General features: G+C 40.5%; 19 protein-coding genes. 2 read left to right on the top strand and 17 right to left on the bottom strand.

All coding sequences use genetic code 11. From position 1 onward, the window contains the following. Window positions 1-197: 197 nt before the first annotated feature. The 11 genes from RBI_RS03225 to RBI_RS03175 form a co-directional block, all read right to left on the bottom strand. Window positions 198-1,382 (bottom strand): AAA family ATPase, encoded by a 1,185-nt coding sequence (locus tag RBI_RS03225; RefSeq protein ID WP_051706388.1) that lies wholly within the window; start codon window positions 1,380-1,382, stop codon window positions 198-200. Between the two features lie 481 nt (window positions 1,383-1,863). Further along, a complete protein-coding gene (locus tag RBI_RS03220; protein ID WP_038671015.1) occupies window positions 1,864-2,361 on the bottom strand; it encodes a hypothetical protein in 498 nt (165 codons plus the stop codon). A 23-nt stretch (window positions 2,362-2,384) separates the two neighbouring features. Further along, window positions 2,385-2,864, bottom strand: a complete 480-nt coding sequence (locus tag RBI_RS03215) for a DUF6557 family protein (RefSeq protein WP_158455065.1) — start codon at window positions 2,862-2,864, stop codon at window positions 2,385-2,387. 13 nt (window positions 2,865-2,877) lie between these two features. Further along, window positions 2,878-3,132, bottom strand: a complete 255-nt coding sequence (locus RBI_RS03210; RefSeq protein ID WP_038671013.1) for a hypothetical protein — start codon at window positions 3,130-3,132, stop codon at window positions 2,878-2,880. Window positions 3,133-3,164: 32 nt separating this feature from the next. Further along, a complete protein-coding gene (locus RBI_RS03205; protein ID WP_038671011.1) occupies window positions 3,165-3,518 on the bottom strand; it encodes a hypothetical protein in 354 nt (117 codons plus the stop codon). A 181-nt stretch (window positions 3,519-3,699) separates the two neighbouring features. Next, complete coding sequence (locus RBI_RS03200; RefSeq protein WP_038671009.1) at window positions 3,700-3,906, bottom strand: hypothetical protein; 207 nt, start codon at window positions 3,904-3,906, stop codon at window positions 3,700-3,702. Between the two features lies 1 nt (window position 3,907). Beyond that, entirely contained in the window at window positions 3,908-4,132 is a 225-nt protein-coding gene (locus RBI_RS14905; RefSeq protein ID WP_038671007.1) for a hypothetical protein, read from the bottom strand. Window positions 4,133-4,188: 56 nt separating this feature from the next. Then, on the bottom strand, window positions 4,189-5,295 hold the full coding sequence (locus RBI_RS13965; RefSeq protein ID WP_051706386.1) for a hypothetical protein: 1,107 nt from the start codon (window positions 5,293-5,295) through the stop codon (window positions 4,189-4,191). Between the two features lie 36 nt (window positions 5,296-5,331). Beyond that, a complete protein-coding gene (locus RBI_RS03185; RefSeq protein WP_038671006.1) occupies window positions 5,332-6,462 on the bottom strand; it encodes a hypothetical protein in 1,131 nt (376 codons plus the stop codon). Window positions 6,463-6,787: 325 nt separating this feature from the next. After that, on the bottom strand, window positions 6,788-8,131 hold the full coding sequence (locus RBI_RS03180; protein ID WP_038671004.1) for a hypothetical protein: 1,344 nt from the start codon (window positions 8,129-8,131) through the stop codon (window positions 6,788-6,790). A 437-nt stretch (window positions 8,132-8,568) separates the two neighbouring features. Further along, window positions 8,569-10,746 (bottom strand): transglutaminase domain-containing protein, encoded by a 2,178-nt coding sequence (locus RBI_RS03175; protein ID WP_038671002.1) that lies wholly within the window; start codon window positions 10,744-10,746, stop codon window positions 8,569-8,571. 588 nt (window positions 10,747-11,334) lie between these two features. Between RBI_RS03175 and RBI_RS14465 the strand changes: the two genes are divergently transcribed. Further along, on the top strand, window positions 11,335-13,254 hold the full coding sequence (locus RBI_RS14465; protein WP_081855928.1) for a cellulase family glycosylhydrolase: 1,920 nt from the start codon (window positions 11,335-11,337) through the stop codon (window positions 13,252-13,254). A 316-nt stretch (window positions 13,255-13,570) separates the two neighbouring features. On the opposite strand, the gene RBI_RS03165 is transcribed toward RBI_RS14465, so the two are convergent. Both RBI_RS03165 and RBI_RS15375 read right to left on the bottom strand, forming a co-directional pair. Continuing rightward, entirely contained in the window at window positions 13,571-14,899 is a 1,329-nt protein-coding gene (locus tag RBI_RS03165; protein ID WP_038671000.1) for an NYN domain-containing protein, read from the bottom strand. A 31-nt stretch (window positions 14,900-14,930) separates the two neighbouring features. After that, on the bottom strand, window positions 14,931-15,059 hold the full coding sequence (locus RBI_RS15375) for a hypothetical protein (protein WP_022287748.1): 129 nt from the start codon (window positions 15,057-15,059) through the stop codon (window positions 14,931-14,933). A gap of 158 nt (window positions 15,060-15,217) precedes the next feature. Between RBI_RS15375 and RBI_RS03160 the strand changes: the two genes are divergently transcribed. Beyond that, window positions 15,218-15,508: a hypothetical protein gene (locus tag RBI_RS03160; RefSeq protein WP_038670998.1), complete on the top strand. Its 291-nt coding sequence runs from the start codon at window positions 15,218-15,220 to the stop codon at window positions 15,506-15,508. Window positions 15,509-15,615: 107 nt separating this feature from the next. Here RBI_RS03160 and RBI_RS03155 read toward each other — a convergent pair whose 3' ends face one another. The 4 genes from RBI_RS03155 to RBI_RS03140 all read right to left on the bottom strand — a co-directional run bounded on the left by RBI_RS03155 (window position 15,616) and on the right by RBI_RS03140 (window position 19,456). Further along, window positions 15,616-16,041, bottom strand: coding sequence for a hypothetical protein (locus RBI_RS03155; RefSeq protein ID WP_038670997.1), 426 nt, complete (start codon window positions 16,039-16,041; stop codon window positions 15,616-15,618). A 15-nt stretch (window positions 16,042-16,056) separates the two neighbouring features. Further along, a complete protein-coding gene (locus RBI_RS03150) occupies window positions 16,057-17,538 on the bottom strand; it encodes a DinB/UmuC family translesion DNA polymerase (RefSeq protein ID WP_038670995.1) in 1,482 nt (493 codons plus the stop codon). Window positions 17,539-17,727: 189 nt separating this feature from the next. After that, complete coding sequence (locus tag RBI_RS03145; RefSeq protein ID WP_038670993.1) at window positions 17,728-18,414, bottom strand: metallophosphoesterase; 687 nt, start codon at window positions 18,412-18,414, stop codon at window positions 17,728-17,730. Next, entirely contained in the window at window positions 18,392-19,456 is a 1,065-nt protein-coding gene (locus RBI_RS03140; RefSeq protein WP_038670990.1) for a DUF6994 family protein, read from the bottom strand. The genes RBI_RS03145 and RBI_RS03140 overlap by 23 nt, the downstream gene beginning before the upstream one ends. Window positions 19,457-19,464 lie beyond the last annotated feature (8 nt).

Here is a 19,464-nt window from a genome sequence, read left to right as displayed (position 1 = left end):
TACAACAGGAGAAATTTGTGGAATGGTAAAAGTATAAAAATAGCAAATTGTTGTTATAATGAGCCTTGAGCAATACAATCAGATTATGAAGGCAGCACACAATGAGTAATATCTTGCTATGATCGACAGGTCTATGGATCAGCTTTCAAGCTGAAACGGCAAGCAGCACAAGCTTATCGAGGTGAACGATGAATAAACTATGGTCTGACAGGGCTTGGGACAATTGCCTCCACCTTATTTATGATACTTTTTTTGAGCTGGATATATGCTTCATATGAAGGAGCAGTATTGCCTATGAGCCCACTTTTAAACGATTGCACTTTATTTTCATCATTTCTCTGTATTCGTTCATTTAATGGAGTTATTGTGATTTTATCTTTGTTTTCCACAATATAAATGCAGTCATTTCTTTTTATGTGTTCAAGAAGTTCGAAGTAATGTGTGGAGAAAATAAGGGTTGCTCCATGCGGGTTTACTCTTTTGTCCGTGAAAAATCGTATCAACGTTGATACGATCTCATGATTGAAGTGGTTCTCTAGGTCATCGATTATAAGATATCCACCAGTTTCAAAAAGAGATATGGCTCTTCCAAAGACATTTATTCCTTTTATTGTTCCTGAAGATAAATAGGTATTGAGTTCCGCAAGATCATATAATATTCTCTCTTTTTCGCCTCGAAACTTAAGATATATAACCGTTTTTCCGTTGTTTTCCTTGGTATTTATATATTCTATCTTGGGATCAAAATAAGATAGAACACTTAGAGGATATTCCTTTAAGAGTTTGAGTCTGTTTATATTCGTGATTTCAATCATATCAGTAAATACGATCGTTGTTTTTTCTGCTTTTTTGTATCCCACGATAATGCTCATATCGTCTACTAGGTATTGTTCATCATCTTTCCTTTTCATTATCGTTGTTGCCGAAGAAAAGTCAAAGATGCTTGTTTTGTTGTCAGATGCGAGCAACTTCCTAGACTTAATATATTCCTCAGTTATTATATAGTGTTCATCTGCATATTTAATAACTGTGTGCAGCAGATTTACAGTATCGCAGTTCGCAAATACAATATCAAAAACAATCTCATTCTGCTCGTTGCCTTCCCCAAGTATTCCACAGTATTTTATATTATTTATTTGCTCGTTGTTTAAAACAGAAAAAACAAAAGAAATAAGCCTTAAAATTGTGGTCTTTCCAGAAGCATTGATTCCAAAAAAACTTTCTATATTATTTGTATACAGCCTGTTAGCTTTTGAAGAAGAAAGCTTAAACATTCCTTCGGTATCACCTGAGGTTGTTCTTTGTGTGTTGATAAAGTTGATTTCACATTTACCATCGTATAGTGGAAGGCCTTCGGCAGATATTTTTAAAACTTTAATCACCGATTATCAGCTCCTTTCAATGCTATTATAATACAATCGCTTGAAAAAATCAAGCATAAAAACGCATTCTTTGTTTTTATATCCTGCTGTTTTATCCCTTATAGTATGCCCATTATATATACAAACGATCCTATTAGAGAAAAAAATGCAGGTCTGACGTATAAAATTTTTTGGGTGCTAAAATATTCGACGATTCTGACAAAATATCCACCTGCTTTGGGTCATTATACTGCCCCATTTTCTTCGTGTTCAGCAAAATAAGTATTTATACACTTTCTGAACGTCCCCTAGGTCAATTTACAAATCACTGGTATATGTACGACATCATCCTTAAATGTAACACTGCCGGGCAAGACCACATAGTCCACCGCCGGGTATCTGTCGTCAGATAGTGCAGCCGACACTCTGCATCTCCTAACAGGTTCACTTTCACACGTTATCTCTACTATACAATTAATGTCAAAACAATCTAAAAATTCTTCTAATCGCATTTTATATTTTCTTTTTTCTTTTCAGCCGTTAGATTTTTTATTGCGTTTATTATTTTTTCAGTTCTTTTATACCAATTTACAAGCTCATTCTTTTCTATAAGATCTCTTATGATCGGCTCGACCACAGGATAATAATCTTTACGTATACATATGTGATTTCCAAAACCTTCATACAGGTGCGTATAATTTTTCGGAGGCTTTGTGTGCTTGAAGTTCCTTTCGTCCTTACTGAGGTAGAACACGAACTCAGTTCTGCAGGATTCATCTGATTCAGGACCATTCCAATAGCAATCATCTAACGCAGGAAAATACTCCTTGACCTTTGAATATGGCATTTCTTCAGAAAAGAAAAGCGAGAACTTCTCACCTTCGGCTGTGATAAATTCCATAAGATTGCCGTCCCCCATAGCACCAGGCTCGGCAAGAGTAAAGAACGCTATGTCTTTAAACATTTCTTTTGTATATTCTTGATTTTTTACGTTAGCCAATTTCATATCCACCTTTCATATCACTATTCATAATCATATGGTTCTAATGGCATTTGCCAGCTTTTTGGATAGAGTGCCTCCTCATCATTAAAAGCTTTGATAGTATTCTGTATCTGTTTCTCAGAAAAGCCAAAATACGTCATCTCATATAAAACCAACGCTGTGAATTTAACATCACCATACTTTGCAATGCTTGCTTCATCGACTGCATAACCTAAGACCTCATCCCAAGGAACCGCCTCTATGCTGTAAGTTTCGTTATTTGATCTATCGAGCAGATAAACATTATAAAAATTTTCGCCCTCTTCCTGTGCTTCTTTAAGCTCCTCAATATATAAAACTTCATTGTCCGATTTGTTGGGAGTTATCTGAGGCAACGCCTTTATAGTCTCTCTTATCCTCTGATTGGCAGAGCATTTTTCAGAGCTTTTGATCATCGCTAAAAATTCGCTGACAACCTTAAATTCATCGCAGCTTTGGAGCACTTGATAAAAGTACATCATATCTCCCCCATTATCATTCTGAATCATTCATGTCAATAACATAATCATTTATCGAAAGCCACGCCACTATATTTTCTTTACCCATATAGAAACACCCCTGTTTGAAATACCCTGGCTCATCATCTGGGTTGTAGGCATGCGAATACCAAGTTGCTACGTCTAAGCTGCCATTCTTATATAGCACGACACAGCCTGTCATATCCTCTGGCTTTTTCTCCTTTAAGTTTATAAACTCCGACAGTGGAATATTCAACTTCTTCTTTGACATAAAAATAACCTCTCTTCTTATAATCGCATATCCTACAACTCATTCATATAATTTTCTGTGTATTTACCCCAACAGCTTAGCATTTCATCATCTGAAAACTTCCCGTCATATAGATAGTCCTTCAATTTTCTTTCCGCCTTTACAATCTCATCTAGGTTCGTTATATTCTTTGGGTCGCTCTTTATTACTTCAAATATTCTTTTCAAGGCGTGTGTGTAGCCCTTTTGACCATAGGATTCTCTACCTTCTTCACTTATCTTTGGTTGTAAATTATGTGTGACTATGTGTGAAACAGTTTCATCTATCCAGGACATCTGGTGATTAAAAGACATTCCAAAAAAGCTATCCTGAACACGACCGCTTTCCACGTTGCCCACTCCTTTCATACTCATCTTCTCTATATTTATAGTATAACACGCTTTCACCGTTACGTCTAGTAAGTTATTTGTCGCATACCAAACTATTTATAATTCAACAAACGGCACTTATAGTACCATAATAATGACCACGGTATAATCAAAACGAGCGTACACCAAATCGGTATACGCTCGTTTTGTCAAAAAGCTATTACTCTGAAATATATTTTTCAGCCTTTTCCTTGAACCTCTCGTGAATTTCTTGATTTCTTTCTTCGACAACTTCGTCAATAAGCTGTGAAAATGTATTATTGATATTTACCTTGAGAAGTTCCTGCGTCTTTGTTGACAGAAAATAATCAAAGCATATCTCGGAAATGCATTTGAAAATATGTTCGTATTTTTCTTCAGGCTTCATACTATCCCAGCCTTTTTCCGCACACTGCGAAATCATAGCTCATATCGTCCCTGTCAGGAGAACTGTAGCCAAGCTCCTCCGGAACATCAGGCACGCCCTGCTGTGCTTCGCTTTCAAAAGGGGGTGGAACAAACTCTGCTTTGGGCTTTGTCTGCGGTCTGCAAATTGCATATATCATAACAAGCAGCGTCACCGCAAAGCAAACCGCCAGCACAGATACTATCAATTTGCCGTCATCTTTTTTGCTTATTCATCATGAGACCCCTGAATCGTCAAAACTTATTATCTTCTCTGCGATTTTTCCGCAACTATCCAGTTTTCACCGCTCTGAGTTATAGTAAACTTCTCGCTGTCAACAAAGTCGGTCGGGTCAAAATTATATGTGCCTGCAAGAACGTGAGGCAGATATTTGCTGTTTGGATTTTTGTAGATCGTACTTGAAATATTTGTAGTACCGCTGATATTTACTGTACCTGTATTATTGATAACTACGCTTTTATTCGCATCTTCATTTGTAAGAGTGCAGTCAGTTATATTTGCAGTACCCCTCGAAACATAAACAGGAGTATATTTTGTGGATATCTTACAGCCTATAAGATTTGTTGTGCCGCCCTGCACCATTATCGGACCTTCGTCGCCGTTAAGAGTGCCGTTTTTGATAGTACAATCTGCGCCATTGTTCATTATCTGACCTGTGATAGTGTGACCGTTAAGGTCGAGTTCGATAACAGTGTTCTTTTTGCAGTTTATGCGGCTTTTCAGTGTGATATCATCATCAAGCTTTATCTTTCCGCCTGCTGCCATTGCGCTTACAAGGTCGTTATATGATGAAACTGTTTTTACATCTGTATCTGCATTTTCCGAAGCTTCTGCAATATTTACCGCTACGTTTCCTACTTTTGTAAGAGCGGTAACATTTGATGAAAGCTCGCCGCTTAGGGTAAGAGCCGTGCTTACTGTAAGGCTTTCATCATCAACAGCCTTGCCCTCGGCTGTGGGTATAGTAAATTCGTCATTTGTGAATGTGCCTTTTACAACGCTGTATTCATCAAGAGGCTGGTATGTAAGATCAACGTCGATTGCCGCATTGGAATGGTTTGTAACGCTTATATCATTGCCCTTTGCAGACCATTCGCCCTTGGTATCAATGTCATATTCGTGGGTTTTAGCGTTCCAAGTCTTTGTTCCGTTCACGCTGTATGTGAACTCCATTTCGCCCCACACAACGTCGGCACTGATAGTTTTTGAAGTCTTGATATCCTCAACATACTTTGCATTTACGCCGATATCCTTTTTGATGTCAGCGTCATCAGCCGCCGCTGCAAACGCCGCCGTGCTGAGTGTTGCCACAAGTGCAAATGCCATTGTGATAGAAATTGTCTTTTTCATAAGTGAGTTCTCCTTTTTTATAATTGATTATATTACTTACATATTTGGTGTTTCACCGTATCCGTCCCACCTTCCGTCCGAGCCAAGGTGCTTCCCGTCCATAGTGGTGTCTGTTGCCATTACGCCGTCGCTGTGAAAATAGTACCAATAGTCGCCTATATTCGCCCAGCCTGTTACCATTGTGCCACGCTCGCTGAAATAGAACGTCTGTCCCTCTGACCCAGGAGGGTCGGTAAGCCAGCCCATGTGCATTGCACCTGTTTCATCATAATAGTAGGTCTTGCCCTCCTCGTATCCCAATGGGCTTACAAGCCATGCGGAAAGCATTGTGCCGTCAGCTCCCAAATAAAACCGATTATTGCCGTCTACATACCAACCTGTTTGCATTACGCCCATAAGGTCAAAATAGAACATCTTTCCCTTTGCACCCAAGGGGCTTATGAGCCAGCCTGTGTGCAATTTTCCGTCATTATCAGAATAATACCAATCGTCTCCGCCGTCATTGAACCAACCTCTGACAAGCTTGCCGTCTTTGTCTGCATAGTACCAATCGTTTCCGCCGTCTTTAAACCAACCTCTGACAAGCTTGCCGTCTTCATCGGCATAATACCATTCACTTCCGCCGTCCTTAAACCAACCTGTGACCAATTTGCCGTTCTTATCATAATAGTACCAATCGCCGGTTTCCTCATCCTTATACCAGCCTGTTATCGTACTGTCGCCTGCATCTCCCGAATCATCAGTGGTAACATTCACTGTAACCGTGCCGACCGTCATGCTTTCAAAATGCGCTGTCGGTTTACCCGACAAAGTAAGTTTGCTGTTTCGGCTTTCTGAAATAGGCACTATTAGCTCACTGCTTGAAAAATAGCCTTTTATCTCGTCCATGCCCTCTGCTTGTTTGTATGAAAAATCCGCCATAACACCCACATTCCCTGTGTTTGTCAAAGTAAAATTTCCGCCGCTGTCAGACCAACCGCCGCCTATATATGAATGTGTCTCAGGATCCCACTGCCGATCTGTATAGGTGAACTCCAATGAGTCCCAAGTAATGTCGATGCTCACCTGCACTTTTGAGTCAGAATTATCCGCAGATGCAGAAACAGGCACTAACAACGCCGTGGCAATTCCCATAGCTGCAAAAAAAGCTTTTATCTTTTTATCCATATTTTACCTCTCTTCATCTGACATTATGACAGCCGCCATAGTGTCCGCCATTGCTCACCCAACTGTTTCAGTATCATAGCTCATCGTCTGCAGAAACACTTTAGCTGAGTTTTCTATTATTCTCATTTTCATTGTTTAACAAGCATCTCTAATTAACAGCATGAATATTTATAATAATTATCTATGATTCTTAACAAAAAGTCAATAATATTTGCACAAACGGCAAAAAAGTTGCACAAGCGGTAGGTGATTTGGTGTACGGAAAGCAAACCCTCCCACAGAAACAATTCCGTGGGAGGATTATTATATCGAATATTTAATTTTCTCACTCATCGTCCTCTCCCACAGCCGAAAGCTTTTTATATCGGCGGTGTTCGATTATCTGCTGTTTGTGCTGTTCAAAATACTCGTCATATCTGTTTCTGCCAAACTTTGCTATCAGCTTATGATTATAATTCATAAGTTTGGCCGTAAATTCATCACTATCAGCGTAATACAAATTAAGAAAATCATTATGATCATATCTTTGACCCTTTCGGTCAAAGTCAAGCAGGTCAAGAAGCATTGCGGCATTAAAATCTATTTTCAGATCCTTATGGCTAAGGTTTTCTGCGACTTCATCACCCACCATATAAACATGGTACAATTCCGGTTCAGCAATAAATCTGTATTCATAGCCGCCCTCTTTATTCTTTAATGAAGCGGTGATAATTGCTTTTTTACTTTTGATATCATTATTAAAAAGACCCTTTATACGGCTGAGCAAACGATATGTTTCATAAAACTTCTTCTCTTTTATATCTCCACGAAGAATGTTTTCCTCAGAATCCTCCTTGCTGAAAGACTTATTTCCGGCTTCGCTTTCAAACAATGCCTTTGCCGCAACAGCGTTCCAATAATTTTTCACATATACGCCCTGACCATTGTCCTGATCCTGTTCTACTCTGAAATATCCGCCCTCAGGATAAATAGAAAAGGTCGTTTTGTCGAGCTTTTGCGAAAGGCTGTGCCTTTTTGCATCGGCGGCAGCACCACGGACGCTGACGATAATAACATTTCCAACTATTCTTATAATACCTATGGCAAGATTGGCGGCTATCACAAAAGGCAGTATAAAGCCCCATGTAATAGCAAAGGTCGCACGCAGAGCAATAAGGATTATCCACAAAGGTCCCCATATGGTCATACCCAGATCGACCTCGTATTCCTCACGGGTCATCTCATCTTCAAGGAGAACAACTTTTGAAAAGTTATTATACACAGAACCAAACACATTGAATCCCTTTCGCCCTATCCTAAACGGAAAGCCTGCCGCAAATATCCAGCAAAGTACGCCTGAGATAAGTGCAGTGAGCCAATAGTATTCAAAATATTTTGCCTGCTTGAAGCTTATCTGCCTGTTCAGAATTTTATTCACAGGCTTTTGCAGCGGAGTCACTTTACTAAATATATTTTTCAGGCTGTTGTCAATATCAATATACGAAGCCTTTTCACCGTCTTTGACAACACCAAAGGCACTTCCAACAGTGACGGTCTGCTTCGAGTTTTCAGTTATATACTTGTCATATCTGTCATCGTTTCCTGCGATCTTAGGTATAGCAAAGGTCACAATGACAAGTGCGACCACAAGTATCACAAACTGCATCAGGGCTGTAACAATGTTTTTCATTTTCCATATGTTCCTTTCAAATATGATCTTCTAAATACATTATAATATATTGGAAGAGATTTGGCAAGAAGTATCATAAGATTTTTTCGCCATCATAAAACAAAAAAGAGCGACTGAAAATTATCAGCTGCTCTTTAGTTTACAAGAAAAAACGATCATTATCGAAATAGCAATTGCAGTCCCATAACTATCATCCAGATATACACACCGCTTTTGTCAATGATTCATAATAGCAGGTGATCGTTTTATGCTTATCCCAAAAAAACATTTACTCTTCCCTCTCTCAAAATCGTTCTATTTTGAACCATTATAACATATTCTTCATTATATGTCAAAAAAAATCAGCGAAGAAGCAATAATGGTTTATTAGGTATCGCAAATTTATTAAAGCAAACAAAATGCTCTGCGGAATCACACTCTCCGCAGAGCATTTTGTTTTAGTATAGCTTTCCGTTTTTCTTGTAACCGCCGTCAGCCTCAGAATATTTAAGGCACATAAACTGCCACTTGTAATTCCATTGTGGGCTGTCATAGACCTTTTCTCCGACTTCCAGCAGATAAGTCACTCCGTCTATCTTTATCTCGCCCCAGAAGTGCTGTCCTCCGCCCTGGCGGTTGCCCATAACAAGGTTTGCGTCATAGCCGAGATAAACCATCATTTCCACCAGTGCGCCATTGTAATCAGAACATTGACCTTCTTTGTAAACAAAGATATTCTTGCTATGCGAGCCTGTCGGTATCCTGCCATATTTCAAATTCTTTCTTATCCAGTCCGCAGTATATTCGATCTTCTTTGCCGCCGACCAATCTTTCTTGAAATGCTTTGAGGCAAAGTTTTTAAGTATCTTCTTCTCCTCTGCTGTAAGAGTGTGCGTCGAGGTCTTTGTTTTCTTGCCCTGAACATTGTAGATCTTATAAGTGCTGTGGCTCTTTTTTGTTGCCGCATTAAGTCTTGAAACAGTGTTTATCTTGCATTGGATACCCGTCCAGCTACTGTAAACCACCTTTCCGTTTATGGTCTTATAAGCCCTCATTTTGAAGTGATAATTCTTTGAACCTGAAAGGTTTGATTTTGTATAAGAGGTCGTGCTGTTTTTTGTTATCTTCTTGAGCTGAACATAATCGTTATAGCAATCCTTTGGCATACTATAGTAATCGTTATGTGGGATAGTCCACTCATCGCCCTTGCACCAGTATATCTGATATCCATCAGCCTTTTTGTTCTTCTTCCAGCTTATTGTGACTTTCTTATTATAAGCCTTTACCGTCATTTTCGGAGTGGATAACTTTGTGTTGCCTTTTACTGTTATATAAGGGCCGGTCTTAGAGTTGTATTCAAGCTTTACGGCATAAGTATAACTCGTTGCCTCTGAAAGCTTCTTGTCAGTATAGCTTGTGGAACTCGTGACCGTCAGACGCTTGTAGGTCTTTTTCTTTGGATCATAGCGATAAACCCTGTATTTGCAATTGCCGATCTTGTTCCAGCTAAGCTTTACAGAAGTGGCAGAGTCAGCGGTAGCCTTAAATCCCGTTGGCTTTCCAAGGACGATCTTGAATGTTGTCGAAACAGGGTACCTGCTTTCGTAGTTTTCACCAAGAGTAACAACAGCGGTCGCTGTACCTACATTTGTGTTATTGTAATATGTTACAGTATAGTCAGAACTCTTGATCATATTTCCGTCCGCCTTGACAAAAAGGCTCGGTCTGACAGCTTTGCCGGTATAATCCACGTCTGCTATCTTTAGTATCTCGACATCAGAAACAGCTTTCGGGCTGATAGTGAAAGGCACTGTCACATATCCTGTATAGCCGTTCATTCCTGCTATGGTCATATAGCCTGTTCCGGCATTCACATTGTTTGTATATGATACATTATAATCAACGCCACATCTTAACACCTCACCACTAACTGTAACAACAGGTGCAGGAGTCTGAGCGTAGCCCGTGTAGGTGCAGCTAGTATCCACAGAAATATTCTCGCTGGATATTTCAGCCTCTACAACGTTATACTCAAATGAATCGGTTCCATTAAAGTTGCCGATACCTTTAATATAAGCATAATGCCAGCCAAGCTCGCCACAGTCGTCCTCATATTCGATCTCATAGTCAACGCCCTCAGCAAGCACAATATCATTGTATGTAACAATAGGTTTTGGCTGAACAGGTTTACCGGCACAATAGCTCTGCTCATACTCGCAGTCGATATTCGCACGGTAAATATCAGTTGGCACAATATTGAAATCCTTCGTAAAGCTTCCTGTGTAATTACCTATACCAGTGAAAGTAGCCGTCGCAGTACCTACGTTTATGTTGTTCTCATAAGTAACAACATAGTCCTCGTCCTCAGTGAGCTGGTAATAGTTGTTGCTGTCCATAAGAGAATAGCCATAAAGCGTCTTTTCCGTGCCGTCATACGTCTGATCGCCTTCATACCAACTGCTATACATATCCTCTGTCAACTGAATGGCTTCATCGTTCTCCGACGTATAAAGACCGACTTCCTCTCCGCCAGCAGGAATTTGCTCCTCTGCCTCAGCTCCGAAGCATACCACTGCACTTTGCAGTGCAAGACACACTGCCACTGCCGTCGTAAGCGTCCGCTTAAATAACTTCATATTATTTTTTCCTTTCCACTATAATTTCTCACATATTACTAATTTTATCACAAAGATGTGACAATGTCAAGATAAAATACAACAAATAGAAAGCCTCATGACATTCAGTTAGATCGTGAAGTGGAGGATGTAAAATACGGTGATACCACACAAGAATAAGGAGGTCTGATTATGATCTCTGAATTTGTACGAGAACAAAAAAAGATATATTCCGACGGCTTGATAGAATCAATATAAAGGAAATTTTATATCGGTATATATGCTCAACGCAGCGTATATACCGATTTTTGTTTCAAAAAGTTTCTTAATTTTCTGAATTTTAAAAGCAGAGTTTTGTGTACATACAACATATTATACTGCATATGCGATAAAATTTAGTCATATTGTTCAATTAATCTACGAAAAATTGTGCTAAAATACGAAAATTATTTGTGTAAACGTTTTACTCAAATATTTAAGTTGACTTATTTTACTTTTAATAATATAATGTTTTACGTTGACAGAGTTAAGGCAGCAACGCACAAGGATAATGCAGTGCTGCCTTAGAATACCGGTATTAAAAAAATAATTGTATAAGAGGAGCTTTTTATGGTACAGAACAAAACTTTTTCTGTAAAGGCATTACAGACTTTTGTTGCTGTAATGTTTGCCGTAATAACCTGCTTCGGTTTTATGACAACACCGACCGCAGAGGCGGCATCAGGATTTTATGTAAGCGGTACTAGTATCTATGACGCTAGCGGAAACAAGTTCGTTATGCGTGGCGTGAACATTGCTCATGCATGGTACACAGAGAAGACTGAAACTTCTATCAAGGGCGCTGCAAACAACGGCGCAAATACCGTAAGAGTCGTACTTGCAAACGGCTCAAAGTACACAAAAACAAGCGCACAGGAAGTAAAGAACATCATCAGCTGGTGCAAGTCAAACAAGCTGATATGCATTCTTGAAGTACATGACGCAACAGGCAGCGACAGCACTTATGATCTTAACAAGTGCGTTGACTACTGGAAGGAAATGAAGAGCGTTCTCAGCGGTACTGAGAAATATGTTATCGTAAACATCGCAAATGAATGGTACGGCACATGGAACGGAAGCGCATGGGCTGACGGCTACAAGTCTGCTATCCAATCTGTAAGAAACGCAGGCATTACAAATATGCTTATGGTAGACTGCGCAGGCTGGGGACAGTATCCTGACAGCATCAAGGATTACGGTAAGTCTGTTTTCAACGCAGACTCACAGAAGAACACCGTATTCTCCATTCATATGTATGAATACGCAGGCGGAAACGCGTCAACTGTAAGAAACAACATTGATAACGCACTCAACATCGGTGTGCCTGTTGTTATCGGCGAGTTCGGCGGTCAGCACACAAACGGCGACGTTGATGAGGCTACTATCATGAGCTACTGCACAAGCAAGGGCGTAGGCTATCTTGGCTGGTCATGGAAGGGCAACAACTCTGACATGAGCTACCTCGACATTGCAAACTCATGGGACGGCTCAAGCCTTTCTTCATGGGGAAATACACTTATCAATGGCTCAAACGGAATTAAGGCAACTTCTAAGACCTGCTCAGTTTACAGCGGTTCAGGAAGCTCTTCCGGCGGTTCTTCTTCAGGAACTTCAACAGATTCCAACGGCGGAGTTCTCGGACTTGACGGAACATATTACATTAAGAGCGCACTCAGCGGCAAGTATCTTGACGTATACAAGGCAAAGGCTGACAACGGTACAAACGTTCAGCAGTACAGAGGTACAGGCGGAAACAATCAGAAATTCAAGCTTGTAAGCGACGAAAACGGCTATTACACTATTTACACAGGTGCATCAAATTACAAAAGCTGTCTTGACGTATACAATTGGAGCAGGGACAATGGTGCTAACATCAACCAGTGGCAGTATCACGGCGGTGACTGTCAGAAATTCCAGCTTGTAAAGATCGGCGACGCTTATGCTATCAAGACAAAGATCTCAGACTGCTACTCATGCCTTGACGTTTACGAACAGAACACAGCTGACGGAGCAAACATTAACCAGTGGAGCTACTGGGGCGGAAAGTGCCAGCTTTGGTATCTTGAATCAACATCAGGTTCTTCCTCATCTTCATCTTCTTCAAGCAGCTCAGGCAGCAATTACAAATCGATCTTCTGGGGTTCTTCAACTGCTTCAGCATGGGGTCAAGCTGTTTCAGCAATGACTTCAAAGAATGGCGGAAGCTTCAACGCATATGACATTCAGTCAAACGGCTACTTCTACGTTGAATACTCAGGAACACAGAATCAGGTAGAATTTGTTCTTCAGAGCTGGTCAGGCGGAGCAGAGTGGGCAAAGGTTTCACCAAGCGAAACAGGCACAGCAAACGGACACTACTACGCAAAGTATTCTTACAACAACTGCAAGTCAGCATTCGGCACTTCCGATTTCGGCAGAAAGCTGGATCAGATCCACGCAGGTGCAGCAAACGGCACAGTAACGATCTACTCTGTATGCTACTGTTGGTGATCTAAGATTTTTTTCAGACTTCATACTGTTTCACAGCGGTATGAAGTCTTTTTTATGCAAAAAAGTTTTAACTGTACCTTTTATTTTCTTCCTTCAAAAAAAATCAGAGCTTACTGTTATTTATGTGTTGCCTGTACGGATTGTTCGCTTTAAAATATCAGATGACGGCTATGAAGTATTTGCTACAAATTTATCTGAAGATCTTTTTTTCTTCTGATGACCTTAAATACACCGTGGGGCTTAGATATTTTCACGCAATTTTATTTCTTGATTTTATTAGCTTAATGATATTGATAGAAAGCCATGCGAGTTTTTCTTAGATTGTTTGGATCTCTATCACGAATTTCCCTTCGGAGTTCACCTTCAGACGCAATGTCTTGACATATCTATTGCAAAAGTTCTCCATTTCTTTCATGGTAGCGGTCACTTTTGTGGCTTCGTATATCTTGTGAGTAAGCTCCAGAGGGTTCTCTCCAATGAGTGAGGGCAAATGCTTTTCAAGCTCTGCAAAGAGTACAGCACGTTTCAACTCCTCCGTGCCTGCGGTGCAGAAATCATCAATGGCACAATAATAAATGCCGTGCTGTGCGAGGGCGTTCTTGATCGCCGTTCCACACTTCTCGTATTCGTACATAACGAGAAACTTTGCTTTCGGCAGGCTCTCGATAAGTCCCCAAAAGTCCGAATCACTTGACACAATAATAAAAGATGTTATCCCGTCACGGTAGAAGTCCGTGACTACGCTTGCGGTCATTCGCACATCGACCAGTGACTTTCTGTCTGTCACTCGGTCGATCTCTATATGTTCAACGGGTATCTGCGTGAATTTAGAGAGCCAATCCCAGCCTGCGGTAGTGTTCGGATCGTCATATAGCGTGATCTTCTCGATCTTAGCAAGCTCCTCCTGATTCAAGCCTTTCAGAACACTATAAAGCTTGTATGGATCAGAGTTCTCACAATCGACAGCTATAGCTGTTTTCTCGGTGCTGTCGATAAAATTATAGATATTGTTTCGTGTTTCATCATCTGCGTCCCGATATTTCGTATAATCGGTGAAGCTGTCATTATGCTGACCGTAGATTATCTTCAAAAACTTACGGTCGGAATAGATGATGCTCCCGACTTCGGCAGGTTGCCAGTGAATATACATCTGAAATGGGTAATGCTCGATGTTCGCCATGTACTTGGTGAACTCCTGCTTCATGACACCGTTCTTGTTGTATTTCGGAACAAAGAAAAGATCTCGGATATACTCCCAATTCAGCCAATCGTAGAATAGTTGAGAGCATTTGTCGATATTTTCATTGATGAGCCTTGTAAATTCCTGCATATACTTCTCTGAACGGCAATTCGCTTGGATAATGGTAAATCCCCATTTTTCAAGCTGTTTGATATTATCCGTATCGTACCATTCTATGTTATGCAAATTTTTGAGCTGAAACCGCATCAGATCATCGGTCTTTTTGAATTTCTGCATCAGTACGGTTCGCAGCTTACATAAATATCGTATGGTAGTAGCGTCTTTGTCGGCTTGGAGCTTCTCGATAAGCTCGGAACATTCACCGTAACTCACGGTCAGAGCTGACATTCGGACGCCTATCATATAGGCTATAATAGTAACTACCTCTTTTGTATCAACGGTCAAGTAAAACCCTCCTATTCATTTAATATGATCATCAATTGCCGTCATTATCCTGTTGAGCCGATTTTATCATGGTCTTGCTGATAGATATTTCTGCGCTCTCCACCCGTTTGATTTTCTTGTATAATACACAGTTTACTAATTCTTCGTTTTTGTTATCCATTGCGATTCACCTCCGCTCTGCTCTATATCCTGATTATAGCACAACTGGCGGTATATTGCAATGAAAAAAAGGCGTGAAAAAGTGTGCAGAGATTGACTTTTTCGGAGCTGTTTGGTATAATAATTCTATCAGCAATCAACTTTTGAGGTGGTGCTATTATGAGTAAGCTGTATGACTATATTTTAGATGATAATGGCTTTATGATAAAACTTCGTACGGATAATGAATTCGACGAAGGCGAATATGATAAAATCAAAAACGCTTTGTTGGGAATAATACCTGAATGGAAAAATACAGGGAAAGTAAATGTTGAGGATTTCTCTGTATTGCTTGACCTTATTCAGTTTCTTGCTGGCGGTAGTCGCTTTTGGAATGAAGAAGTTGCCTTAAGAGTAGAAGATGCAGAACTTGAACTGATGGATATTATTCATGATAATTTAAGGCTGTAACCTCACTCAAACACGGATAGACCGTCCTCATCAGACGGCTATCCGTTTCTTATTCCGCATTTTCACACAAAAAAAATGCAAAAACATTACGGCAAATAAGGTTTATTCTACTGTATTTTCCCTCTCTCCTCCACAAACTCCACCAAACACATATCCTCCACAGCTATCCTAGTCTTGTCCATAAAAACAAACTCATTAGTATAGCTGTCATAAATTCTCACTATGCCTGTCTTGGTCTGATAACTGCCACCACTTTTTCTCTTATCGGGAACAAAATATGTCACCCTTATCTCAGGGCGTTCGTCAAGCATATCAAGCAGGCGGTTGAGATCGTCATTGAGCTTGTTTACCTCGTCCTCGGTCAGCTCCTCCCTGATTTCGGTGTATCTTGCGGTTTCATCAACAGCGGCGTCATAGCCTGTCAAAGCTGCAAAAGGGCTGAACTGCGCCGCCCTGTCCGATATAGACATTTGCGGATGATCGTCATAGTGCGGACGTGAAAACTGCTTTATATCATAATAATTGTCATACATTGTAAGACCCACCTTTCATGCCTTGTGACCGCCTATACTGCGGTTACGCACCCTTGCCGTAGCGCCCTCGGTATAGTTCGTGCCTTTTAAAATGGCATTTTTCCCATATTTGTGCTTTATCAAGAGCATTGCTTCCTGCAATGCCCTTTCTTTTTCTTCTGCGTTGTTATCAGCATTTGCCGCTTCCGCCATATCAAACAAGCTTATCTGCTCATAGCTCTCAATTTCGGGGATATCCTCTTCTCTTATGACATTACAGGCGGTCAGATTAAGCCGTCTTGCAAGCAAAGTCTTGTCGATAATTCTGTCAAAAAGAGCCATGGTTGCGTCTATTATTTTTCTGGTCGAGGAAGTGTGCCTGCCTAGATTTTGAGTGCCATGGGCGTGCTTTGGTATCTTCCTGCCATAGTGGTCGCAAACCACCTCGCCCGTATAGTGACCGTCCGCCAAGCTTTCTTTATCATACCCCACAGTGAGAACGATTTGATTTGTTACAACGCCCTTATCCACAAGGTCAAGGGACAGCATATCAGCCATTTCCCACAGAATAAGCCTTGTGCGCTCATAATTACACGGCTCTTGCAAGACCTGCCCAGAGGAAATGCTGTTGTTTGAGGGGCGGTATGACTTCACGTCAGGTATGGCGGTAGGCTCGATACCCCATGCGTGGTCGATAAGAAGCTCGGTATTTTTGCCGAAAACCTTGTAAAGCTTCCCTATAAGATAATGGTCCAGCGACCAGCGTGAGATATCTCCCATGGTGTAAATACCAAGCTTTTCAAGACGGCTTGCTGTGCCTGCGCCCACACGCCAAAAGTCCGTGATAGGGGTATGCCCCCACAGCGTTTCTTTGTAAAGCTGTTCGTTCAGCTCTGCGATACGGACGCCGTTTTTATCCGCAGGGATATGCTTTGCCACAATATCCATTGCCACCTTGCACAGATACATATTCGTTCCAACGCCTGCTGTGGCGGTTATACCTGTAGTTTTCAGCACGTCCAAAATGAGCATTTGTGCAAAGCCACGTCCGTCAACGTTATAAAGCCCGAGATAGCCCGTTGCGTCAATAAAGACCTCGTCGATAGAATAGGCGAAAATATCCTCTGGTGACACATATTTCAGATAAATCCCGTATATTTTTGCACTCACAGCCAAATATTTCGCCATTTGCGGAGTTGCCACGATATAATCAAGCTCGCAGGCAGGGTCAGATAGCTCCGAATAGATATAGCTTTTCTTTGCAAACTGTCTTTTAGGAGCTTTCTGCAAACGCTCCTTATTGACCTGCTCCACACGCTGAATGACCTCAAAAAGCCTTGCCCTGCCTGAAATACCAAAGCTTTTCAGTGACGGTGACACTGCAAGACATATAGTTTTCTCCGTTCGGCTCTCATCAGCCACCACAAGGTTTGTATTCAATGGGTCAAGCTGCCTTTCCACGCACTCCACCGAAGCATAAAAAGATTTCAGGTCTATTGCAACATAAGTCTTTTCCATAGCATCACCGCCTTTTTCCTTTATGTATAATAGTATACCACGAAACTTTCTGTTTTACAATAGAAAATCGAACAAAAGTTCTGAATTTTAATTAACTCTTTTCATGGCAGTTGACAAAGTAAAAAACGTCCCCGAGGAAAACTTGGGGACGTTAGTGTTATATTGGGTTTTAAGACGGCATACAATAGTCTACCAAGCTTCACTGTCATAAGGCTCAATAGGAATATTGTAATTCTCTGTTACCTTATAATACTTATCAGTGTCAGTGTCTACCATAAGAACATTTATATCTCCTGTGCTGAGCACATCTCCGTCAATGTAGTAGTGACTCGCTCCGTCATAGTAGATATCGTTAAATCTGCGGTCGCCTGCTATACTGCTGGTGTGGACATGCCCTGCCACCACCTTTTTGTCAAGTCCGTGTATCTTGCCAAGCCGGTGAGGATACTGCTCTGTAAAAATATAATCCTCGGTGCAGTATTCCCAAGCATTGCCAGAATCCTCGTCAATGCCTGCGTGGACAAAGATAGTGTTGCCCTCAACATGGTATCTCGGCAGACGTTCAAACCAATATCTATACGAGTCATCAGCGTCATCATATTCGCCGCTGCCTAGCATTTCATTGACCGAAGAAAAACCGCTCATCACCATTTCCTCGTGATTGCCAAGAAGCGCCACCACCTTCCTATGACCATATATATTCTGCAAGCCCATTATCTTTTTAAGCACAGCTATATTGTCCTCGCCGCCGTGGATATAATCTCCCAGAAAGATAAGCTTTGTGTCAGGCTCGTCAAGGTGGTCAAAGACAAACTCCAAAGCGTCGCAAAGTGCTGAATAACAGCCGTGGATATCACTCATGCAGTATATTTTCATGCTTTTCTCCTTTTGTATCATTAGTTTGCTTGTATTCGTTTATCAGGTCTTCCATTTTCTTTGTTCTCTTTTCAACCATATCCCTAACTCGTTCGAGCATTTCTTTTAGCTGTTTTTCGTCTTCGATTTCTTTGAGAGTGTCCTTCTTATATCCTGGATAATCTGTTTCAAAAGCTTCTCCCGTAAGAATATTTATCGGTGTATACTCCTTTGTTTGCTTATCTTTGTCTACAAAATCGTTGAACATAAAGAAGTCTACATAGTCCTCGAAGCTGTCAAAGAAGCCAAACCATGTTTGAGCGTCTAAATTATCATAATAGCGGAAAAGAATATCTCCGCTATATTTAAATTTCTTTTTATCGTCCAAATCTCTATACTCAAAGTAATGCTTTATTTCTAACAAAGTTAAGTCAACTCTATCCTCAATATAGTTTCCATTACCTCTACTCTTATTATAGTCTTTCCACAAAGTTTCAGGCCAAAGAAAAGAACCACCAAGCGTTCTTGTGGTATAAACATAATTTGCAAGAAATTCAGCTACTGCGTCTGGGTCTTTGTCTGATTTATTTTTCTGCATTTCAAGATATCGGCTCAATGGATAATTCTTCCTAAAATATATACATGGAACTGCACTGAAACCAAACTGGTCTGAGTGTACCGTAAAGTGTTGTTTGTTACCATATTTGTCTTTATAATACACAGTTATCATGCCGTAGGGAGCTTCATTTGCTTCAAATGACAAAATTTTATTATTTTTCCGACTTATTCTTGACGCATTAAGAAAATTTGACAGTTCTCTATAAAATTCTTCATTTTCCTTTTTGTCAGGGTCAATATACAGTTTGTTTGAACTCTCACTTTTATCCTTTATTATTTCACCTTTTTTTCTAAGATCTAACACTATCTTATTACACTTTTTCTCAGCCGCTTCCCTACTTTTACAAAACTCATAGTCTTTTGTCAGCAAATCTACCAGATAAGCCTTATAGTTTTCCTTAAAATTTTTTGGCTCATAAGATGTTATTTCCTCATTAGTTTTCATACAAATTC

The organism is Ruminococcus bicirculans (ex Wegman et al. 2014) (assembly GCF_000723465.1).
In the GTDB taxonomy this organism is placed as follows: Bacteria; Bacillota; Clostridia; order Oscillospirales; family Ruminococcaceae; genus Hominimerdicola; species Hominimerdicola aceti.
This window is presented reverse-complemented; position numbering and strand designations above follow the sequence as displayed.

Bases quoted from the DNA above. Each gene is read 5' to 3' on its own strand.
- RBI_RS03145 (WP_038670993.1), bottom strand. From the start codon at position 18,414: ATGAAAATATACTGCATGAGTGATATCCACGGCTGTTATTCAGCACTT.
- RBI_RS03185 (WP_038671006.1), bottom strand. From the start codon at position 6,462: ATGGATAAAAAGATAAAAGCTTTTTTTGCAGCTATGGGAATTGCCACG.
- RBI_RS03155 (WP_038670997.1), bottom strand. From the start codon at position 16,041: ATGTATGACAATTATTATGATATAAAGCAGTTTTCACGTCCGCACTAT.
- RBI_RS03150 (WP_038670995.1), bottom strand. From the start codon at position 17,538: ATGGAAAAGACTTATGTTGCAATAGACCTGAAATCTTTTTATGCTTCG.
- RBI_RS15375 (WP_022287748.1), bottom strand. From the start codon at position 15,059: ATGGATAACAAAAACGAAGAATTAGTAAACTGTGTATTATACAAGAAA.
- RBI_RS03160 (WP_038670998.1), top strand. From the start codon at position 15,218: ATGAGTAAGCTGTATGACTATATTTTAGATGATAATGGCTTTATGATA.
- RBI_RS03210 (WP_038671013.1), bottom strand. From the start codon at position 3,132: ATGTCAAAGAAGAAGTTGAATATTCCACTGTCGGAGTTTATAAACTTA.
- RBI_RS03200 (WP_038671009.1), bottom strand. From the start codon at position 3,906: ATGAAGCCTGAAGAAAAATACGAACATATTTTCAAATGCATTTCCGAG.
- RBI_RS03140 (WP_038670990.1), bottom strand. From the start codon at position 19,456: ATGAAAACTAATGAGGAAATAACATCTTATGAGCCAAAAAATTTTAAG.
- RBI_RS03180 (WP_038671004.1), bottom strand. From the start codon at position 8,131: ATGAAAAACATTGTTACAGCCCTGATGCAGTTTGTGATACTTGTGGTC.
- RBI_RS03215 (WP_158455065.1), bottom strand. From the start codon at position 2,864: ATGATGTACTTTTATCAAGTGCTCCAAAGCTGCGATGAATTTAAGGTT.
- RBI_RS03175 (WP_038671002.1), bottom strand. From the start codon at position 10,746: ATGAAGTTATTTAAGCGGACGCTTACGACGGCAGTGGCAGTGTGTCTT.
- RBI_RS03205 (WP_038671011.1), bottom strand. From the start codon at position 3,518: ATGAAAGGAGTGGGCAACGTGGAAAGCGGTCGTGTTCAGGATAGCTTT.
- RBI_RS13965 (WP_051706386.1), bottom strand. From the start codon at position 5,295: ATGAAAAAGACAATTTCTATCACAATGGCATTTGCACTTGTGGCAACA.
- RBI_RS14465 (WP_081855928.1), top strand. From the start codon at position 11,335: ATGGTACAGAACAAAACTTTTTCTGTAAAGGCATTACAGACTTTTGTT.